15 protein-coding genes are annotated in these 15,668 nt (G+C 39.0%); 6 read left to right on the top strand and 9 right to left on the bottom strand.

All coding sequences use genetic code 11. The features are described 5' to 3' along the window. A complete protein-coding gene (locus EHQ52_RS06370; protein ID WP_135614404.1) occupies positions 1-633 on the top strand; it encodes a hypothetical protein in 633 nt (210 codons plus the stop codon). 30 nt (positions 634-663) lie between these two features. Here the strand turns inward: EHQ52_RS06370 and EHQ52_RS06365 are convergent, their stop codons facing one another. Continuing rightward, positions 664-1,509 (bottom strand): response regulator, encoded by an 846-nt coding sequence (locus EHQ52_RS06365; RefSeq protein ID WP_208653460.1) that lies wholly within the window; start codon positions 1,507-1,509, stop codon positions 664-666. A gap of 106 nt (positions 1,510-1,615) precedes the next feature. Further along, positions 1,616-2,842 (bottom strand): nucleoside triphosphate pyrophosphohydrolase, encoded by a 1,227-nt coding sequence (gene mazG, locus EHQ52_RS06360; RefSeq protein ID WP_135614403.1) that lies wholly within the window; start codon positions 2,840-2,842, stop codon positions 1,616-1,618. 170 nt (positions 2,843-3,012) lie between these two features. Between mazG and EHQ52_RS06355 the strand changes: the two genes are divergently transcribed. Next, complete coding sequence (locus EHQ52_RS06355; RefSeq protein ID WP_135614402.1) at positions 3,013-3,531, top strand: DUF6580 family putative transport protein; 519 nt, start codon at positions 3,013-3,015, stop codon at positions 3,529-3,531. A gap of 54 nt (positions 3,532-3,585) precedes the next feature. Here EHQ52_RS06355 and EHQ52_RS06350 read toward each other — a convergent pair whose 3' ends face one another. Next, the gene (locus EHQ52_RS06350) at positions 3,586-4,839 is read right to left on the bottom strand and encodes an LA_2444/LA_4059 family outer membrane protein (protein ID WP_135614401.1); all 1,254 of its coding nucleotides are present in this window, start codon (positions 4,837-4,839) and stop codon (positions 3,586-3,588) included. 135 nt (positions 4,840-4,974) lie between these two features. Between EHQ52_RS06350 and EHQ52_RS06345 the strand changes: the two genes are divergently transcribed. Together EHQ52_RS06345 and EHQ52_RS06340 are read left to right on the top strand one after the other, a co-directional pair. Next, positions 4,975-5,226, top strand: coding sequence for a cation transporter dimerization domain-containing protein (locus tag EHQ52_RS06345; RefSeq protein ID WP_135614400.1), 252 nt, complete (start codon positions 4,975-4,977; stop codon positions 5,224-5,226). A 68-nt stretch (positions 5,227-5,294) separates the two neighbouring features. Beyond that, positions 5,295-5,855: an LOG family protein gene (locus EHQ52_RS06340; RefSeq protein WP_208653491.1), complete on the top strand. Its 561-nt coding sequence runs from the start codon at positions 5,295-5,297 to the stop codon at positions 5,853-5,855. Positions 5,856-5,857: 2 nt separating this feature from the next. On the opposite strand, the gene EHQ52_RS06335 is transcribed toward EHQ52_RS06340, so the two are convergent. From EHQ52_RS06335 to EHQ52_RS06320, 4 genes are read right to left on the bottom strand one after another with little or no spacing between them, the layout of a single operon-like run. Next, entirely contained in the window at positions 5,858-6,955 is a 1,098-nt protein-coding gene (locus EHQ52_RS06335) for an ankyrin repeat domain-containing protein (RefSeq protein WP_135614398.1), read from the bottom strand. After that, positions 6,925-7,947, bottom strand: a complete 1,023-nt coding sequence (locus EHQ52_RS06330) for an AEC family transporter (protein ID WP_135614397.1) — start codon at positions 7,945-7,947, stop codon at positions 6,925-6,927. Before EHQ52_RS06330 ends, EHQ52_RS06335 begins: the two co-directional genes overlap by 31 nt. Before the next feature lie 34 nt (positions 7,948-7,981). Next, positions 7,982-9,166, bottom strand: a complete 1,185-nt coding sequence (locus tag EHQ52_RS06325; RefSeq protein ID WP_135614396.1) for a M23 family metallopeptidase — start codon at positions 9,164-9,166, stop codon at positions 7,982-7,984. Beyond that, on the bottom strand, positions 9,166-9,795 hold the full coding sequence (locus tag EHQ52_RS06320) for a DUF2889 domain-containing protein (protein WP_135614395.1): 630 nt from the start codon (positions 9,793-9,795) through the stop codon (positions 9,166-9,168). Before EHQ52_RS06320 ends, EHQ52_RS06325 begins: the two co-directional genes overlap by 1 nt. Positions 9,796-9,913: 118 nt before the next feature. Here EHQ52_RS06320 and EHQ52_RS06315 point away from each other — a divergent pair, with 118 nt between their 5' ends. Further along, positions 9,914-10,711: an SDR family oxidoreductase gene (locus EHQ52_RS06315; protein WP_135614394.1), complete on the top strand. Its 798-nt coding sequence runs from the start codon at positions 9,914-9,916 to the stop codon at positions 10,709-10,711. A 7-nt stretch (positions 10,712-10,718) separates the two neighbouring features. Here EHQ52_RS06315 and EHQ52_RS06310 read toward each other — a convergent pair whose 3' ends face one another. Further along, a complete protein-coding gene (locus tag EHQ52_RS06310; protein ID WP_135614393.1) occupies positions 10,719-12,041 on the bottom strand; it encodes a formylglycine-generating enzyme family protein in 1,323 nt (440 codons plus the stop codon). Positions 12,042-12,136: 95 nt separating this feature from the next. After that, positions 12,137-14,737, bottom strand: a complete 2,601-nt coding sequence (locus tag EHQ52_RS06305; RefSeq protein ID WP_135614392.1) for a response regulator — start codon at positions 14,735-14,737, stop codon at positions 12,137-12,139. Positions 14,738-14,961: 224 nt separating this feature from the next. Between EHQ52_RS06305 and EHQ52_RS06300 the strand changes: the two genes are divergently transcribed. Further along, a complete protein-coding gene (locus EHQ52_RS06300) occupies positions 14,962-15,666 on the top strand; it encodes a 7-carboxy-7-deazaguanine synthase QueE (protein WP_135614391.1) in 705 nt (234 codons plus the stop codon). The last annotated feature ends 2 nt before the right edge of the window (positions 15,667-15,668 follow it).

Raw genomic sequence — 15,668 nt, 5'->3', positions numbered from 1 at the left:
GTGAAATCTAAAGACACAAACAGAAGAGGGAGCCATTTACGGCTCCTTCTTTTTTTATTTTTGATCACTCCGATTTTTGGCCAAAAACTCAGCTTACCCAAAGATCCAACTCTTCCGAATGAACCTAGTTTGGATGCAAGAGGTGATTCTACTAGTTCATCCAATTCTTCGAGTAACCAAAATTCTGGGCCGAATGTGAAGGCATTCTTTTGTGATGGTAGAACTATCACTGGAACATGGAAAGCTGCACCTAAAGAATTCTCATTTAAACATACGAGAGACAATGTACAATATTCTAAAACCTTAAAGTCCGAAGAAGTATCCAGAATTCTTCTTAAGGCTTGGAAATTGGTCCAAGGAAAACCGAATTCTCAAGGTGTTCCTTATAAAGCAGAACCTTGGGAGATCCATTACAAAACTAAAAATGGAGAAACATTCGAAAGAATAGGCGAGATCAAAAAAGATTTTGGAGAACTTAAGATCCAAAATGAATTGGGAGAAGCGAATTTGTTTTTCTATTGGATCGACCTATTATTCGAAAACAAAACCTGGTTCTCTAAATTACCAAAGTTAGAAGGTGATATCAGAAGAGAATGCCACCCAGATGTAATTGTCGGGATTGAGTTTATATAGTCTGCGATCCAGGCTGCAGGAACGAAGCGACTACTTTAGAAAGTCGCAGATTACTTGCATATCGTAAGGTTTAGAAAATAATTCTACACCGCTTGGGATCTTATCTCTGGTAAAAGAAGATTCCTCAGCCGCAGAGGTTATCCCTAATCGTATCTGAGAGAATGCTGGATTTTTTTGAACGAGACTACAGAGTTCGTTCCCATTCATTCCAGGCATGTACATATCCGTAAAGATTGCCTCGAAGTCTTTTGGTCTTTCTTCTAAAATCTGGAGAGCGTGTTTTCCAGAAATTGCAGTTTGGACCTCCGCGCCTTTTGATTCTAATAATCTTCTGAACAACACCAGGTTCAGTTCTGAATCATCTATGATGAGCACTTTTCTTTTTGCTAAACTAGGATTCTTTTGGGAAGGCTCTTTTTTCTCTGCGATTAGATCTTTTATGATCTCTCCTATCGTGGACTGAAAAGAACTTAACTCTTGGGTTTTTTCTATAAAACCGTCTGCACCTGAATTATGAGCGATGATTCGATTTTCTTCAGTAAAATCAGAGGTTACGAATATGATCCTGGCTGCTGAAGATGCGAATTTTTCCTTTTTACCTTTACCTCTGATCTCTTTACAAAGATCGAATCCTGTCCCACCTTCTAAATGGATACCTAAAGTGATTAGGTCGAATTTAGTCTTTCTGGCGAGTTCTGCTGCTTCTTCCATAAGAGATACTTTTTGGACATCAAATAAGGATGAGGAGAATTCTGAGGAGATAATTTCAAGAATGACCTTGCTTGTATCTACGATCAGTATTTTAAGTTTTTCTGAAGGCAAACCGGCACCTTCCTTAACGCCACTTTGGTAGGGCATTTCCTTGCTTGCGTTCATGTTAATGAAGACGGATAGAACTTTCGATCTAGATTGGAAAATCCGTGTCTTTATTAAGGAAATTTATTATATACTTTTGATATATATCTATGCATCCCATAACGGATCATTCTTCTTTTTCTGGAACTTTTTCCCCTTTGCGGGCTTCAGAATGAAAACGACTATACTCCCCGATCGATCCTAAGATTGCCTCGTAAATATTTTCCTGGCTTTTGTAAGAATTTCCAGACAAATCTTCCCAGGTTCCAGGATTCTTTTCAGATAGATTTAGATAGAAGATAGGTTGCGCCTTTCTGCCCCATGGATCCGCACTAGGTAATAATGTCATGGATCCGAATGCAGAGAATACTAACGAATACTCGTTTGATTTGTTGGAAAAACTATATGTTTTGGGCCAATCTGTTCCGGGACTTTGTTTCCAGATGATAAAAGAAGAAAGTCCACGGATCAATTCTGATACAATACTCTGCTTTTCTTCTAACGGATTTTGAGTTTGTTTTTGGAGCCCTTTTTTTGCTTGGTTCCAAAGTTTTTCCAACTCGTCCAAAGGAGTTTCTGAAAATTTACGATTGGATTCTCCGAGTCGAGCTTCTATATATTCTATTCTATGTTTAAACTTTGTATTAGTTCTAGTAAGAGATGATTCAGCAGAAACACCTAATTTTCTTGCAAGATTGACTATTGTAAAAAGAAGATCTCCTAATTCTTCTTCTATCCTGATTTGATTGGAAGAAGGATCTGAAATTCCTCTGATCTCGTCTAAGAACTCCTGCAATTCTTCATTCAGTTTTTCTTCTACACCTTTTATGTCTTCCCAATCGAAACCTGCTTTCGCAGCCTTCTTCTGGAATTTTTCTGCCTTTAATAGAGAAGGAAATGTTTCTGGGACTTCTGATAAAATAGATTTAGGTTTAGAGGTTTTTTGCCTGAGTTGTTTTTCTTTCTCTTTAAATAGATCCCAGTTTGCGACTACCTCGTCTGCGGAAGAGATATCTTTTGTTTCGGGGTCGAATACATGAGGGTGTCGTAGTACAAGTTTTTCCGCCACATCTTTGGCTACTTCTTCCAAACCGAATGCACCTCTTTCGGATGCGATCTGAGAATGAAGGACCACTTGGAATAATAGATCTCCTAATTCTTCCTTAGTGTGCTCGTCGTTTTCTTTGAGTATTGCTTCTACAACTTCTTGGGACTCTTCGATTAGATAAGGAACCAGGGTAGAATGTGTCTGCTCTCTATCCCAAGGACAACCTTCCGGACTTCTAAGTTTAGAAGTTATGTCTTGGAGAAATGCCATCGAGTTCGGATAGTCTTTCGGGTCGGGAGCTTTCATTAAGTACTAGGCTCGATTTTAGATTCCGAATTCACAGTCTTTTTCCCGGAAATGAAGATTGACTGGGGGATTTATCCTAACATCCTATCCGAAAATCCCTGTTTAAACCTAAGTGCTTTTCAATTTAGAGTTCTTATGCTAAAATTGGGTAAAAGGATACCAGAAAGAACATGTCACTATCTAAAAATTTGGTAGCTTTCGCATTACTTGTATTTGCGGTTCTCAGTCGTTTTCTTCCTCACTTACCGAACTTCACTCCGGTTTTGGCGATCTCTATTTTCGCTGGGGTTTATTTCTCTAACCGTTGGTTAGCGATCGCTCTTCCTTTGGGAATTATGCTGATCAGCGACTTGGTGATCGGTCTTCACGATATGATCCCATTGATTTACGGATTGTTCGTAGTGTATGCTATTGTAGGCATGAAGATCAAAGATCGTTTAGGTATCGGATCTCTGGCGATTGCTGGACTTGCAGGTTCTGTTTCATTCTTCGTGATCACCAACTTCTTTGTTTGGTTAACTTCTGGAATGTATACTTTGAACACACAAGGATTAGTAGAATGTTATATTGCTGCGATCCCTTTCTTCAAATATAGCTTACTCGGAGACTTTACTTATGTTTCCGTTCTGTTCGGTTCCTATTATCTATTGGAAAAGAATGGATTTGTAGCTACTACCCAAGCAGCTTAATTTCCTCTACACGGCGCCGCATTCTCAAGCGGCGCTTTACCTTCTTCTTATTTCCTAAATAGTCAAAGTTAAACTTAGATAAATTCCATAAAATTTATCATGTACTTCTTTTTGTAAGGCTGAGCCTGTAGAGATTTGATCTAAAGGTTTAGAAACCTGATTTAAAAAGAGTATATCGCCAGGTGCTCCTGGAAAAACATTCGGATTATAATTATAACCTGAAACTTTAGAGATCAATTCCGTATATTGGAATCCTAAAGTATATTTTAACCAACGGCTTCTAAGCAAGGAAAGACCAAAATCGATCTCATATCCGGTCCTACTAAGCACGTTTTCTTTTAGCCCGCCTGGAGGAGAGGTATCTAAAATATAAGGGCCAGTTATTCCGTTCAGAACTCCTTGGGTGTTTCTATTATAATGTCCTAAAGTCCTAAAATAATCCGCTTTAAAATGTCCAAGCAAGAATGCGTTGAAATTTTTGAAGATCCTAACTCCGATCTGAGGACCGAATCCTCCTGCTTTTTCTTCTGATTTTCCGAAACCGTAATTTCCAGGAATCACTCCGTATTCGCTGGAAATAATATCTAAGTTTCTTGCTCCAACTGCTAGACCAATCCTCCCAGTTGCTGTTTGCATGTACCAAGCGACGTTTAAAGAATAATCTAATCTTCTGTATTGGACTGAATGGTATTGAACGGGAGCAAGCGCAGACAATACGGATGCTGTATCCACGGTTGTGTAAGAAGGTTTGATCTTTAGATCTAAATAATTGAATTCTATCCCGAAAGTTTTGGCAGTATTCAAATAAGAAAGTTTGATAGGAAATGCAGTCTTAGTATTTCCTTGGGGTCTAGAATAACCTGTGATACTATCGTTTAATAAGTTTGGATTTACACCTGCACCAGCGGCAGTGTTTTGAGCATCTTGGTAAGCTCCAGATGCTGAAAGGATTGTATTGTAATTATTTACTCCAATATTCTTTTGTCTGGCTAAAACCTCTGATTCCCAAGTGGATTGTAATGCCGCAAACTGGACATCTAAGGTAGGCCGGGTATAAGGTTTGGATAATTCCTGGTCATGAAGTTCGTTTCTGACATCTGCTGCTTGTTTTCTCTTTTCTTGCGCGAGTAATGCGAGCCTTCTTCTTTCTGCTTGGACCTGGGATTTACCGGCCTGGTATTCCAGCTCATCAGCTTCTTTTTCCAAAGCTTCCGGATCTGGTAGTTTTCCCTGAGAATATACAGGGCCGGAGACAAATAAAAAAATGCCTAAGAATAAGGATGCGGAAAGTTTCAGAAAAGTCTGCAAGGTCTACCTCTAAGTATTTCGCGTAGCATTGTAAACGGAAAGACTAAGTATCTTGGACGCAAGACTCCAATTCTTTTTTATAGAAAGAATGAAAAAAGGGAGGAAGTATTTTCCTAAAATCGAAAGTTTTGAGGTATGTCTTTCGACTTTTCGGATGAATACAAAGAGACCGTCCAAAACATTCTTTCGGATCGGTTTCCGCAGGTTTCTAAGATCTACGATCTAAAAGCCAGATCCAAGGGAGAAAGGAAATTTCTTGAGTTCAGACTGGAATTCAAAAAGGACACTCATCCTTTAGAAGAACCTAAGATCTTAGAATCTTTACTAGACGATCTAAAACAAGAATTCCCTTATACAGAGATCATCATTTATCCGAACCAAAGATAGATCCAAAATCTTTCCTTAGTCTACTCCTTCTCTCAAATCAGGTTGCCAAACCTAAATCAAAATCGATCCTGACTCAGATGAAACCAGCCATTTGTGTATTCTGCGGTTCCAGACCTGGCAAGGAACCTCGTTATCTTCAAGCCGCAGTATTCTTAGGTCACTTAATGGCCTCCGAAGGAATAGGGCTGGTGTATGGAGGAGCCACTTCCGGTTTGATGGGAGCGGTTGCTGATTCTGTTTTGGAAAAAGGTGGGACCGTAATCGGAGTTCTTCCTGAGTTTCTTTCCAGTAAAGAAATTGCTCATAAAGAAATTACGGAACTGATCTTAGTTCCTACAATGCACGAAAGAAAACTTCTGATGTACGAAAAATCCATCGCGTTCATTGCTTTGCCGGGCGGGATCGGAACCTTAGAAGAATTGGTAGAAGTTACGTCTTGGAATCAGCTTGGAGTTCTTTCCAAGCCGATCGGAATATTGAACGTAAACGGATTTTTCGATCCTTTATTACAACAATTAGATCATATGGTGGAAGAAGGTTTCTTAGATTCTCAAACCAGAGAATGGATAGAAGTCAGCGCAGATCCAGAAGAACTTTTCGAAAAGATCATCAAAAGAAGTAGGATTTAAATTTATTTCCCTTCTTCTGGATTCAGGAATTGTTTAAATATCTGATGTAGAGCAGGACTTTCAGAAGCTTCTGCAAGAGCTAAAGGAGAATTTCCTTCCTTATCTGTAGAATAAGGAGAAGCTCCATTCTTTACTAATAATTCGATCAAATCTGTTTTTCCGGATTTTACAGCAAGAAGCAATGGTGTGCGACCAAGCATATCACGAACTTCTGCTTCGTAACCGTTGCTTAGGATTTTTTCCACTGTTTCTGTTTTTCCTTCAGAAGAAGCCCTAAACAATAAAGTGAGAGTGGCCTTGTTTATGACTTTTAGAGTATGATGGAATTTCATTCTATCAGCTTCTTCTTTAGCAGTTTTACCACTTAGATTTCTGGCCAAAGGATCGGCGCCCAGATTTAGTAATCTTTCCAGACATTCTACGCTATCATATAAAGCAGAAAGAAGAAGAGGGGTATTTCCGTCTTGGTCCTTATTCTCCATCAAAGAACGGACTTCTTTGTTCTCAGAGAATAGATCCAATATTTCATAATCATTATGTAATGCAGTTAGATGAAGGATTGTTCGTCCTTCTGAGTTTTTCTTTTTAGGATCTGCACCTTTTGAAACCAGATATTCTGCGATCTCTAAATGGCCCATGTCCACTGCGAGAAGAAGAGGAGAATAACCTTCTCCATTTCTGGATTCTATATCAGGTGGATGATTTGGTAGATCGAATAATATCTCTACTAACTCTAATGTTCCCGAACTGATCGCTCTTGTTAATGGAGTGTTTCCATCCATATCTCTAAGTTCAGGATCTGCACCATAATCTAAGAGGATGGTAGTGAGTTCAGTATTCTCAGATTCTAATGCAAGAAGTAGTGCAGTCTCTCCTCTTGAGCTTGTCTCGTTCGGATCGGAGCCATATTCTACTAAAAGATTTGTGGCTTCTTTATTTCCCTCTTTGATGGCCCAGTACAAAAGTCCACAGCCGTACGAATCTCTGAGTTCAGGAAATTCTTCTGCGAAACCATCTCTCGTCGAAGCCTCAGATAATAAGGCGCGAAGGGTTCCGTTGTTACCTGTTTTTACTGCCCGAAAAAGATCGTTCCAGTCCACGCCTGATTCTCCAGGAGGTAATACAATCCCAAGGTCGTTAGAAAAGAAAGCGGTATTCCAATTCCAACTAGGGAAACAGCTAATCTAGGTGAAAGTCCCCATTCTGCAGCGAGAAGACTTCCCGTGATCATGGGAGCCATTGCGGATTCCATGATCAGGATCTTAAAGTTTCTAAAAAAATTCTCGCCCATATTCTTTTCTGAATAATGGAAGAAGGTTCCGAAACAAAGCCAGATCAAGACTGGGCCGATTATTAGTTTAAATACTAAGCCGAATAACAAAGGAATTCTTATCCTAAAAGAATCGTCTGATTCCCTCTTGGGATTTTCGGCATTTGGTTCTTCGGAATTGATCCGAATGGTCCCAGGAAGTTGGTATCCTACTGAAAAAAGAGCAAGTGGGATGAGGGTGTCTCCAACTCTGGAGATTGCTGATTCAAGTTCTTGTGGAACGGGAAAAGGACGAGAAGCCAAAGAAACCAATAATGCGATAAATGGGGGGAATGTGAATAATGTCTTCCAAAGAGAAGATTTGGTTTCAGAGAGTTTGAGTGCATGCCTCGCCTTTGTTCCTAAATACGTCCCAGGAATGGCAAGAGTCAGAAATGTTCCGAGTTGGTCTATGATTAGAACTGTAGGAAGTCCCTCTTTAGAGTAGTAGGATTCGATGAGTGGAATTCCTAAAAAGGAAGTATTTCCGAGTCCAGCAGAAAGACAAAGACATACAATTGTACTTTCTTTCCAATTCAGTAGTTTTCCAAAAAAGCTGAAAAATAAAAACCCGAATCCGAATAAGATCCAAGGCATGGCTGCGAATGTTAAGAAGTTCCCATCCAGAGAAGCATGACGCAGAGGTCCGAACTCCATACAAGGAAGGGAAACTGAAATGATAAATGAATTGATAACTTTATGGGAATCGGCGGGAAACTTTCCTTTGGTCCGGATGAGTATCCCGAACAGAAAACAAAGTCCGATTACTATAAAATTAGACATGGATCGATCCTTTTCACCGGAAAGCGAATTTAGGTCAAGGAAGGATTTGTAGAGATCTTTCTCCGATCTCTTTTTCTTCTAGATAGAATTTGATCTTATATTTTCCAGCGCTCAGAACCGGCTGAATTTCCCAGGCTTCAAAATTGATCCCAACAGGGATTTTTTCCTGAAAGGTAAAACTTATCTTTTTAGTTTTTAAGTGGATGAACTCTGCCTTAAAAGTATAAGGCCCGGATTTATAGATAGGTATAGAAAGATAAAGTTTCCGTTTTATTTGCAGCTTATCTGAGCAAGAAGTTTGATTGTCCGGGTCTGGAATAGAATGGCCGATACAAAATTCTTCCAAGTTTGTGATCGGAAATCCTGGGGGAGTTTTTCCGTCTGGGCTCCAGTAAGCATTCTCCTCGCTTAAATATTCTTTTTCTTCCGATTCTGTTTTGAATAATGTAGCAAAACTTTTTTTCTTCCGATTCTCTTCCGGTTTATAAACTTCAAAATGTAGATGAGGTCCTGTGCTAAATCCTGTGTTTCCAGAGAGTCCAATTTTTTGTCCCGCGACTACTTTCTCGCCGGTTTTTACTAATACACCTTTGGATTTTAGATGTCCATAGATCGCGACTGTTCCATCTGAATGTTCTATCACGACCCGGTTTGCTTTATCTATGAGTTTTGGATCCCTTCTTCCTTCCGTAAATTTATCCTCTGTTTCTACTACGATCCCATCTCTCGCGGCTAAAAGTGGAGTTCCTTCTGGAAGAACAAAGTCCAGGGAATAAGCTCCTCCTCCTTTATGCTCTTCTCCGCTATTATAACCTACTGAGATCCAAGACTTGCCTTCGTAAGGAAGAGTATACACGTAGGTTTCATCATGTTTCGCAGATAAGTCTCCATAGTAAGCGACTGCTAGTACTGCGACCGAAAGTGGAGCCTCAGTATTCTCTTTCTTTTTGAATGTCAGTACCTTCTTCTTTTCTGAATCATTTAATACAAAAGAGATCGGGCTCGAAGGTTCTGTTTCTATATTAGAACCTTCGATTGCTGTATAGACAGTGATATGAGTTCCAGGGATTAAATTTTTAGCCTGGAGATAAACTGAAGTTTCTTCGTTTTCTGTTTCTATCGAAGAGCAAATATTCTTCTTATCACAATTCTGAATTACATCTGCAAATATAGGGCAGAAGTAAATGGATAAAATGAATATCGCGAAACTTCGGATCATTATTTTCCTCTGGCACTTCGGAATTCTTTTACCATCAAAGAGGTGATACTGTCGAGAGGTTTCACCTGCTCTTTCAAATCAGGAGTTTCATGTCTGTCGGAAAAACTATAACAAGAATTTCGAACACCCTTGTCCTTCATCCACCAATGCCTTCCAATCTCCCTTCTGGATTTTGGATCTAAGTCGCCTTGGTACATTCTATACTCATCCCATTCAGGTGGGAAATTTCTTTCTTTTAAGAAGAATGCATATGCGGAAGAAAAACTTTGGGCAGCGTTTTGTAGAAGTTCGTTTATATGAAGACAACCTATTGTTTTATCTTCAGGAAATTTCCTCATAATTTTATTATAAGATATATCTTCTCCGATTAAATAAGAATAAGATTTGATTGCGTGGGGACATGTTTCGTAAGGAACTCTATCTTCCTCTACATCTAAGTCCATAATTTTCATGGTGGCTAAGTTCACTAACATGTACAAAGTCATATCATGATAAGGATCTCTTTGACTTACTTCTATCAAGCAACTCGGAGGGCTTTCTTCCGGAAACCAATAGTATCTACTTTCATATCTTCGCTGGAAACCGCAGTCTTTGTATCTGATCTTTTGTTTTAATTGGGAAAGTGCCATACATTCTCCTGGTTCCTTTTTTCTCTCCAAGAGATAGACCTGAAAGGATTTTACAATGTTTTGATTTGCTTTTTTACGATTCTTACCTATTCTTCTACCTACTTTTACGGATTTTGGGATGACGTCTTTTTTTCAAGATAAGGTTTTTTTAGTCACAGGAGCGAGTTCCGGGATAGGCAGGGCGCTGGCATCGGAGTTGGAAAAGCAAGGTGCTTACGTAGCAGTGATTGCAAGAAGGAAAGAAGCACTTAAGGAGCTAAAACTTTCTGCTTCTCATCCGGATAGAATTTTCGTTTTTCAAGCGGATGTAATGTCCGAATCCGAATTGAAAAAAGTAGTCGAAGAATTTAGAAAAAAATTTAAGAGGATCGACGGCTTTATTCATAACGCAGGAATTTCTATGAGAGGAACTGCGGCCGAGACAGATATAAAAATTTTCAGATCCATTATGGACACGAATTATTTTCCTTTAGTGTTCATGTATCGACTTTTGGAATCTGATCTTCGCCAAAGTGAAGGTCATGTGGTTGCGATCTCTTCTATACAAGGAAAGTTTGCTACACAATTGAGATCTGGATATGCCGCAAGCAAACATGCGATGCAAGGCTTTATGGATAGTATCCGATTGGAAAACGCTAAAACAGGCATCCACGTTTTAACTGTGTGTCCAGGTTTTGTGAAAACGGAAATTTCAGTAAAAGCATTAGAGGGAGATGGAACTCCTCATGGAATTATGGATGAAGGACAGAAGAACGGATTAGAGCCTGAGTTGGTTGCTAAAAAAATCTTAAAAGGGATCGAGAAAAGAAAACGAGAAATTATTCCTTCTAAATTAAAGGAAAAATTCGGTTATTTTCTAAGCAGGATCTCACCTAAAACTTTGGATAAAATTCTAATAAAGGTAAGGATCTCCTAAAAGCATCTTAATTTTTTACTTCTGTGATTAGTCTGAGGCCTGCTTTTCTATCATTCAATAGATTCGGAATTCCACCGAAGTCTCTTGCATAAGCTTTAGCTTCTTCTTTGGTTCCTGAATAAGAACCACCTCGGATCACTTTCAGATGTTTTCCAAATCTTCCTGAGTTTGGTCTATGTCCTGGGTAAGGGATATAAGCGGAGCTAGTCCATTCTGCAACGTTACCACACATTCCTATTGCACCGTAAGGACTTTGGCCTTTGGAAGGAAGTTCAAATACAGAGATTGTTCCTCTGCTTCCACTTTCTCTTGTATTACAAAGTGCAGAATCGAATTCATTTCCAAAAGGATAGTCTTGTGGTTGGGAGATAAATTCGTAACTTTCGTCTTTTAATAATCTCCAGACGAGTCCTGTTCCTCTGGCTGCCTTCTCCCATTGCCATTCGCTCGGGATCTTCTTTCCTGCCCATTTAGAATAAGCTTCTGCTTCTCTATAAGTTAGGTTGGTGACTGGATGATATTCTTTTCCTCTTGGAAAATTTCCATTTTCCCAATGAGGTGGAGGGGGAGTGCTAGTTTCTTTTAAAAATTTATTATATTCTTTGTTTGTGACTTCGTATTTATCAATGTAAAAGGAAGGAATTTCTTCCAGGCTACTTCTATCAGGAACTCCGAATTTAGGATTATAACTATCATCTCCGGGATCTGAACCTTGCCCGTATAGGAAATATCCCATATGCTCGTATAAAATTTTGCCATTGGATTCATAACCAGTATGAACGAGCACCATTTCTTTTCCGTCTTTTGGATGAAGAATATTTTTAGCTAAACGATTTCGGACCACATCAGTTGCATCAAATCTGGAAGGATCTTGGTAGAATGTTTCTTCTCCATAAGCTCCGATCAAAAGTCCTACGCTGATCAATCTGGCAGGTTTACCTTCTGCTATAGAAAAACTTCCTCTAAGTTCTATGGAAACAGGTTTAGTGAGTTTTCCTACTTTTCCAAATTCTACTTCTATATTTTCTATTTGGAAGGAGCCTATTTCTTCCATTTTAGGTTTTCTGAATAAAGGTAGATTTGATTTTTCGCCGAGGATTCCTTTGATCTCTTCTTCAGAACGTTCTGAAAAGTAGGAGTTCCTACCTATTTTGATCTTTGCCTTTCCTTTATTTCTATAAACGGAAAGAACTTCTCCAGTCCAAAGTACCATCTTTCTTGTATCAGAAGATGAAGATGCGGCTTCCTTTTCTTCCTGGCTTGTCCCGGTTTCCGAAAATAGAAAAAGCAAACAGAATGAGATAAATATAATAGCTCTGGTCCTGGACATGGAAGAGTGAGGCCCTCTAAATTTAAAGATCGGCAGAAATTGTGGAATTGTGGACGGTTTTTTATAACCTCAGGGTCGTCAAAATCTGGCTGGAGTTAAGCTTTGGACTTTGGAAAGAGAGTGTTCCCTGCTTTTCTCATTACATGGACCAGTTCTTCGAATACGATTGGTTTGGAGATATAATCGTTCATTCCTGCCCGAATACATAGGTCCCTATCTCCTTGCATTGCGGCAGCAGTCATTGCAATGATATAAGGTTGTGATTCCACAGGCCAAGTATTTCGGATGACCTGAGTTGCTTGTAGTCCATCCATCTCAGGCATGTGAACATCCATAAAGATTAGATTGATCGTCTTCTCTCTAAGAGCGATCAAAGCTTCTTTTCCATTCGGAACGATAAACGGTTCAAATCCTAATTTTTGGATAATTCTTTTTGCAAGAGTTTGGTTGATCTCATTGTCTTCTGCGACCATGATCTTGAAAGGAAATTGAGAACTTAAAATTTCTTTTTGGCTGGCAAGATAAGAAGATCTTGTATTCGCCTTCGCCTTAGTCCCAGCTTCATCTTCGGCTAAAATATCAGTTACGATTTTTTCTATATCTTTTTTCTTAACAGGTTTACTCAATTCTCCTGCGAATAATTCACCTGCGATCTCTTTATCTTTAGGGTCTAGAAATGAAGAAGATAGAAGCACTAATGGAAAATGAAAATTTCTTTTGCGGATCTCTTGGGCGATCTCTAATCCAGTATTTCCAGGAAGATTATAATCTAAAATTCCAAGATCTGGCATGATGTCCAAATCAAGAAGATTTAATGCTTCTTCTTTTGATTTAGCGGAGAAGGTTATAAGCCCTAAAATTTGCAGCTGATACGCAAGTATCCTGAGGTTGGTAGGATTATCATCCAATATAAGAACTTTCTTATTTTCCAATTCTGAGTTAGCTGCTTTTTCTTTGTTCTTTGCCTGATTATTACCTTCTACCTGGATATAGAAGGAGAAGGTTGTACCAATATTCAGTTCACTTTCTACCCAGATAACCCCGCCCATCATTTCTATTAAACGAGAAGAAATAGAAAGACCAAGCCCTGTCCCACCATATCGTCTGGTAGAGGATGTATCTACTTGGTAGAATGGTTGGAATAGTTCCTTTTGTTTTTCATCCGGAATTCCAATCCCAGTATCTCTGATCGCAAATAGGATCGTATATAAATTCCCTTCTAATTTAGAAACTTCTGCAGATAAGAATATCTCACCTTGTTCAGTGAATTTTAGTGCGTTTCCGATCAGATTGATAAAGATTTGTTTTAAGCGGAGGCTATCACATAAGATCCTATCAGGAACATTCGGGTCCAGATAATAGACCAAATCGATCTGTTTTTGGGCTGCACGAGACCTGAATAGATCCAAAACTTCTTCGATGGTTTCGATGACTGAAAATTCTCTGATTTCCAGAGATAAAGTCCCGGATTCAATTTTAGAATAATCTAAAATATCATTTATGATATTGAGCAGGCTTTCTCCACTTTTTTGGATGATCTCAGCGTATTCTTTCTGTTCTTTATTTAGATTGGAATCGATCAGTAGTTCAGTCATTCCGATCACTCCGTTCATAGGAGTTCTGATCTCATGGCTCATCATTGCCAAAAATTCTGACTTAGCACGGTTTGCTTTTTCAGCTTCTTCTTTTGCTTTTTTGAGATCGTACTCGTAGTTTTTGCGTACAGAAATATCTGTGAATAATCCACAGACTGAGTAAACTTCTCCCTCTAAGTCCACTAAAGGAACGATCACACAGTAGAATGTTTTTTCTTCGTCCGAAACGATTAAGTCCAATTCGAAATCCAAAGGACCTTGTTTTTCTAAGGATTTTGCAATGATTGTAGAAATGAACTCTGCCTTCTCAATTCCGAAAAGATTTTCGAGGCCCATGTCCTTTCTTTTATCTTTACTTTCTAAGAATCTGTTCGCGAATACTTGGTTGTGGAATAGGGTCCTTCCGTCCAGATCCATCATACAAAATGCAGAAGGTAGATTGTCTAAAATGGAAAGAAGTCTGGACTCACTTTCTATCAATCTATCAGTGATCCTTCTCTTTTCTTTGATATCTTTTTGGACAGCGAAGGAGCCATAACCAACGACAAGAAAAGAAACTATAACTAAAGTAAGTAGCGAATAAGCGACCCTGGTTCCTTTCATAGAACTATTAGCGTTCCTGCTATTCAGAAGTCTCAGCTCTTCTTCTTGCATATTATTCAGAAGTTCCGCTATCTCTATCAGTATGATCCCTTTTTTAGATTCAAAAGAGCCAGGTTGTTTTTCTGCAGTTGTTATTAGGTTGGAAACTCCAAGGATCCTAACTTGTTGGATCTGATTGTCCTTGGTGAGATTTTGTAGGATCTTAATCTCACTTTTTAAGTTGGAGAATAAGGATCTGGTATTTTCGGAGGCAGCGTCTTCAGTGTAAGCTTGTGCGATCCCAATCTCTCTAGTGATACTTTTACATTGGTCTATCTCTTCGATGACTGTAAATGTATGTTCTATTAAAACTCCAGAGTCCTTCAGCTCTATCATTCCATACAAACTGATCAAACTTGCTATGATCAATAGTAAAGTAAGAGAGAAAAAACCGATCAGCACTTTCCATTGCAAGAATTGGGATTTTTCTTTGATTTTTTCTAAAAAGGAAAATTTCATGAAGGACGTTCTAGTACTTTCGAAACGTTAAAATGATTTCAAAAAGGCTTCCAAATTTATTACACGTACATACGTCTTTCAACAAGCTTTTTTCGGGATTTTGATAGCCCCATCTTGACTGGATCGGGCCAAAAATCATTCTGGTATTCTAATAAACGGTTTTTTCTGGATTCTTGCAAAGAAAGCAGGTAAAAATCTTGTACCTTGGAGAGCTATTCCTTAGTATGAAATCCGTCGTTCATGAAATTTATCTCTCTGTTTCTGGAGAAGGAATTTCAACAGGTTTGCCTACAATTTTTGTCCGGTTCGCGGGATGTTCTCTCCGATGCGGAATGGACGGAAACCGTAAACTTTGGTGCGACACTCCGTACGCTCTTTCTCCGAATGCGGGGAAAGAATTGGAGTTAGAAGATGTGATCTCAGAGATAGGATCCATTTCTTCTTCTCCCACACAAATACTTCTTACGGGCGGAGAACCATTAGAAAATTCGAATAGGATTTTCAGCCAAACATTGGCGAAAAAATTTCAACAGTCCAGGCAAGTTTCGGGGCTTTATACGAGGGTGAGGGTGGAGACAAACGGGGCAGAGCCGATCTCCAATTTGGAAAATATGGTTTTTACCCTGGATTACAAACTCCCCGGCTCAGGAATGGAAAACAAAATGATCACGGAGAATTTGGAATTTGTCCGGGATAGAAACGATAATTTGGATGAGATCAAATTCGTAATTAGAGATAGAAAGGATTTCGATAGAACTTTGGAAGTGATAGACGGTTTTAAATTAAAGGGAAATCTTCTGGCTTCTCCCGTATTCGGAGAGTTAGCTCCCGAAATCCTTGTAGATTGGATCAAAGAAAATAATAGAACGGATCTGCGCCTTTCTTTGCAGACCCATAAATATATCTGGGGAGAAAAAAGGGGAGTTTGATC

This window comes from Leptospira koniambonensis (assembly GCF_004769555.1).
Classification (GTDB): domain Bacteria; phylum Spirochaetota; class Leptospiria; order Leptospirales; family Leptospiraceae; genus Leptospira_B; species Leptospira_B koniambonensis.
This window is presented reverse-complemented; position numbering and strand designations above follow the sequence as displayed.